This window comes from Bacillus sp. LL01 (genome assembly GCF_001037965.1).
The window spans coordinates 1-5,329 of record NZ_LFEL01000120.1; the positions used below are offsets into that span (position 1 = coordinate 1).

At 39.1% G+C, this 5,329-nt stretch carries 6 protein-coding genes; all 6 read left to right on the forward strand.

What is annotated here, in order from left to right; all coding sequences use genetic code 11:
- The first annotated feature begins 181 nt into the window (after positions 1–181).
- The gene (locus AB685_RS25915; protein ID WP_047973475.1) at positions 182–1,207 is read left to right on the forward strand and encodes a glyceraldehyde-3-phosphate dehydrogenase; all 1,026 of its coding nucleotides are present in this window, start codon (positions 182–184) and stop codon (positions 1,205–1,207) included.
- A 321-nt stretch (positions 1,208–1,528) separates the two neighbouring features.
- Positions 1,529–1,912 carry an adenosylmethionine decarboxylase gene (gene speD / locus AB685_RS25920; RefSeq protein WP_047973476.1) on the forward strand — a complete coding sequence of 128 codons (384 nt, stop codon included), beginning with the start codon at positions 1,529–1,531 and terminating at the stop codon, positions 1,910–1,912.
- 145 nt (positions 1,913–2,057) lie between these two features.
- On the forward strand, positions 2,058–2,459 hold the full coding sequence (locus AB685_RS25925) for a hypothetical protein (RefSeq protein ID WP_047973477.1): 402 nt from the start codon (positions 2,058–2,060) through the stop codon (positions 2,457–2,459).
- A 117-nt stretch (positions 2,460–2,576) separates the two neighbouring features.
- Positions 2,577–3,032 (forward strand): transcriptional regulator NrdR, encoded by a 456-nt coding sequence (gene nrdR, locus AB685_RS25930; RefSeq protein WP_047973478.1) that lies wholly within the window; start codon positions 2,577–2,579, stop codon positions 3,030–3,032.
- Between the two features lie 73 nt (positions 3,033–3,105).
- The gene (locus AB685_RS25935; protein WP_047973479.1) at positions 3,106–4,557 is read left to right on the forward strand and encodes a DnaD domain protein; all 1,452 of its coding nucleotides are present in this window, start codon (positions 3,106–3,108) and stop codon (positions 4,555–4,557) included.
- A partial coding sequence (gene dnaI, locus AB685_RS25940; RefSeq protein WP_047973480.1) for a primosomal protein DnaI occupies positions 4,558–5,329 on the forward strand: 772 nt, incomplete at its 3' end.

Sequence of the window (5,329 nt, forward strand, 5' to 3'; positions counted from 1 at the left end):
TTCATGTTGCTCCCCCTCATTTTTCCGCATGCCAAACCACTCGCCTCCGCCTTTCTAAATAGTCATTCATCCAATTTTTCAGATTTTCAAAAAAGTAATCGTCCTCTTGTGGTATATGTGATATACTAATTAACATAAAAACAATATTGAGTATAACATATATTTGGAGAGGGGAATTCAAATGAAGGTTAAAGTTGCCATCAATGGATTTGGCCGTATTGGCCGTATGGTATTTCGCAAAGCAATGCTAGAGGATGAAGTGGAGGTTGTTGCAATCAATGCGAGCTATCCTGCAGAAACACTTGCTCACTTAATCAAATATGATAGTATTCACGGAACATACACTCTTCCTGTTGAAGCGAAAGACGATACGATTGTGGTTGATGGGAAAGTTGTGCAATTACTTCATTCACGTGACCCTCGTGAGCTACCTTGGGCAGAACTTGGAGTAGATATTGTTATTGAAGCAACTGGTAAATTTAAGACACAAGAAACTGCGGGTTATCACATTGAAGCTGGTGCTAAGAAAGTATTGATTACTGCTCCGGCTAAAGAAGAAGATATCACAATCGTAATGGGTGTAAATGATGGGGATTATGATGCCTCTAAACATCACATTATTTCGAATGCATCTTGTACAACAAATTGCTTAGCGCCAGTCGCAAAAGTATTAGATGAAACGTTCGGAATTGAAAGCGGTTTAATGACAACTGTTCATGCTTATACAAATGACCAAAAAAATATTGATAATCCACATAAAGATCTTCGTCGAGCTCGTGCATGTGGTCAATCGATTATCCCGACTTCAACAGGGGCTGCAAAAGCTATTGCAAAAGTACTTCCTCAGCTTGAAGGAAAGTTAAATGGAATGGCTTTACGTGTACCAACACCAAATGTCTCTTTAGTTGACTTAGTTGTTCAAGTTAAAAAGGATGTTACTCATGAAGAAGTGAATACTGCCTTGAAAATGGCTGCAGAAGGGTCGCTGAAAGGAATTTTAGGATTCTCAGAAAAACCACTTGTATCAATTGACTATAATGGAGAAGAGCAATCTTCTGTTATTGATGGGTTATCGACGATGGTAATGAGCGAACGTCAGGTGAAGGTTCTTGCTTGGTATGATAACGAGTGGGGCTATTCTTGTAGAGTTGTTGATTTAATGAACCTTGTCGCTAAAAAAATGACTACTCCATCTCATGTTGGTTAATYCTCACTCATAGCTTCCGCTGACCTGGATACCCTAACAAGAGAAGAGTGCTATGGAAATCACGTATATACTGTTGGATCAACCTTTGTCAGATTTGATGAAAAAGTAGTAAGAATTTCTTTTAAAAAAATGACAAGGATTGGTTGCATTAAAATTATAAAACAAGTATACTGATTTTCGTGAACTTCAATTAAAGCAAACCAGGATTCGTTTACTTGCAGAAAGGGTTAGGACCTCTTTGGACTAACTTTCCCCCGTGTAACTGAACGTTCCTACATGCTTGAGAAGGCATGAATTTTTTTGTGAAGGGGGATTCAACTTATGGACACTATGGGTCGTCACGTTATTGCAGAACTTTGGGGCTGTAATACTGAGAAGTTGAATAATATGAGTTTTATTGAACAAACATTTGTAGATGCTGCACTTAAATCAGGTGCAGAAGTACGGGAAGTTGCATTTCACAAGTTTGCACCACATGGTGTTAGTGGCGTAGTCATCATTTCCGAGTCTCATTTAACGATTCACAGCTTTCCTGAACATGGTTATGCAAGTATTGATGTATATACATGTGGAGATCGTATTGATCCGAATGTGGCATCTAATTACATTGCTGAAGCGCTAGGTGCTAGCTCAAGTGAAGTAATTGAAGTGCCAAGAGGAATGGGACCAGTTAAAGCAGAAAAATCAAAAGTTAATGCGTTCTAACATAGAGAGAAAGAGGTAAACCCCTCTAGCTTTCCATTTTAAAAGAGAGGTTTTCACCTCTCTTTTTTGTATGCACTTTTTCTTCTCCTAAAAACGCTCTTGGGTATGATATGATAAAGAAAAGAAAAAAGTTAGGTGGAGAAAAATGGCATTAAGAGAACTCTTTGGCAAGCTAGTAAATAATCGGACTGAAACAACGGAAAAACACTCTGTTGATCAATTGAAAACGAGATATTACAAAACGTCTAAAGACAAAGCAATACAGGCCGTTGAAAGTGTCATTCAATCATCGGGTTGGCAAGTTAAGCGGATCGAAGAAGAACGTGGAGAAATGATTGCTCAACCTAAAAATGGTGGAGAATCTTTATTGATTGCAACGATCGTAACGGTCAAGCCGTTTCGAACAGCGGTTGATTTTTCTTGTTCAACTGGTACGAGCCTTCCATCTGATTTTGGTAAAAGCAAAAAAATTGTTCTTGCTCTCTATGATAGGTTGGACCAAGAGCTACCCTTTATTGGTTCAGGGATTGGAGAAGAGTTACTCTAATTTTAAGTAGGGGAATAATACCCTGCCAAGCTTGTCAGATATCGTCTTTTTTTATATGATAGAGAAAAGAACGGAAGCTGTGTCTAACAGAAGATACAGAAAAGTGGAGATGATTACATGCGGTGTCCAGCTTGTCAATATAATGGAACGAGAGTACTTGATTCAAGACCTAGCCATGAAGGCCGCTCAATTCGTAGACGACGAGAGTGTGAATCATGCAGTAATCGTTTTACGACATTTGAAATGGTAGAAGAAGTACCTCTCATTGTTGTAAAGAAAGATGGAACACGCCAAGAGTTTAGTCGTGATAAAATACTACGTGGGCTTATTCGAGCATGTGAAAAACGTCCAGTTCCACTTGAAACGCTAGAGCAGATTGTGAATGAAGTTGAGCGTGAGTTGAGAGGAAAAGGTAAAAATGAAGTAAACAGCGAAGATGTCGGAGAGCTTGTGATGGAGAGACTAGCCTTAATAGATGATGTCGCTTATGTTCGCTTTGCGTCGGTCTATCGTCAGTTTAAGGATATTAATGTATTTATCAAAGAACTAACGGAATTAATGAATAAAGGATAAGGTTAAAGAGCTGTAGTGTGAATACGCTATGAGCTCTTTTTTACTCATGACCTGAGGAGAGGAGGGACATTCAATGAGTTGGCATTGGAAGGAACTGTTGCCGGTTGACTCGTTCACAGTACGAGTCTCCAGCTACTTAACAGATTTGGATCAAAAAGTGATTACGTTATTGTACCAGCCTTTAGTTGGAGCCCTAGCCCATAGCTTGTACATGACTTTGTGGTCACAATTAGAACGTGATCAATATTGGAGTGAGAGTCAGACGCACCGACAGTTGATGCTGATGATGAATATCCCCCTCCAAACGATTTTTGAAGAAYGAAAAAAGCTAGAAGCCATCGGACTTTTAAAGACTTATAAGAATAGTAAGGAGGAAGGATCCTCTTATTTAWATGAATTGCAACAACCAATGTCCCCAAAACAGTTTTTCGAAAATGATGTATTAAGTGTCTATTTATTTAATCGTCTAGGAAAACAGAAATATCGACAATTGCGCGAACGATTCACAGAAGACAAGGTAGACATAGGGGAGTATACCGAATTAACCCACTCATTTGATGAAATATTTCATTCTCTCCATCATTCTGAAATCGTGTCTAATCTACAATCAGAAACATCAGATGCAATRAAGCTTAATGAGGCTTCGGAATTACTAGGGCAGGATGGGGATTCGTTAACATTTATTGAAGGGAATTTTGATTTTGAACTAATGAAAAAAGATTTATCCAGCTTTATTGTACCAGAACAATTACTTACTAAAGAGGTTAATCAAGCGATCATCAGGCTTGCTTTTGTCTACCGAATAGAACCTCTAGAGATGAGTCGGATTGTCGGGCAAGCTGTCCTTCATGATGATGAAGTTGATATAGATTTATTACGAAAGAAAGCGCAAGAGTGGTACAAAATTGAACATAGTTCGGAGCCACCAGGGCTTGGGTTAAAGGTTCACCCGATTCAGCATCAAACGATGACATCTGTTGAGCCGAAAACAGAAGAAGAAAAGATTATTAAATTTTATGAAACAACTCCTCCTCTAACCTTACTCGAAATTCGTTCAGATGGAGCTTATGTTGCCCCTGCAGATGCGAAAATTGTTGAATCCTTACTAATGGATTATCAGCTATTACCAGGTGTAGCGAATGTCTTAATCGATTATGTTCTTTTTCAGCACGATATGAAGCTACAAAAAGCTTTAATTGATAAAATTGCTGCTCACTGGGCTAGGAAAAAAATTAATAAAGTAGCCGATGCAATGGTACTTGCAAGAGAAGAACAAGAAAAGAAAGTCGTTGCAAAGGAAAGAAGCCAATCAAATGCCTCTTCTAAGCGTACACAAGGACCGAGAAAGAACACAAGGCGCGACCGTTTACCAAAATGGTTAGTAGAAGAAAAAGAAAAAGAGAAGAATAAGGACCAAGAAAAGAAAACGACTGAATCATCTCCTGAAACCACTGATGCAAAAGAACGTTTTGACAAGATGATGGAGGAGCTTAAAAAACGCAAACGGGAGAAAGGAGAGAACTAAATGAAGCCAATACAATCCACGTTAAAACAGTGGGCGAAAAGTGCAGGTTTACAAGAACGGCTAGAGAACCAAAAGAAAGAACTTTTTAAAGACCCTTTTATTCAAGAATTTTTGAGAATGGAAAAAGATTCGCTTACTACTGAAATGGTTGACCGTGGTATGGTGAAATTGTATGAATTTAAGAAGGAGCGAACCCATTGTGCGAATTGCCCTGGGTTAAAAGCATGTCCGAACATGATGAAAGGTTATCAGCCGACCCTTCAGATTGAACGTGGACACCTAGAGCTTCGTTATCTCCCTTGTGCCCTAAAAGTTCAAGAAAAGCAGCATAAAGAGCAACAACAATTAATGAAGTCACTCTACATCCCAAAAGATATTCTTAAAGCTCGGTTTGAAGACATTGATATGGATGGAGAGCGAGAGGAAGCGGGGGCTGCTGCTCTTGAGTTTGCTTTWAAAGCAGAGCCAGGTGAAAACGGTGAGGGCTTATATTTCTACGGCAAATTTGGCGTCGGGAAAACGTATTTAATGGGTGCAATTGCTAATGAGCTTTATGAGCGCGGGGTTGAATCCTATACGGTGTATACGCCTGACTTCTTTCGTGAAATGAAACAATCGATAGGTGATGGGACCTTTCAAGGTAAACTCGATCGGATAAAACGTGCCAAAGTATTGATTTTAGATGATATTGGAGCTGAAACAACATCGAGTTGGGTTCGCGATGATGTACTTGGAGTGATCTTGCAATATCGTATGCTGGAGAAGTTACCAA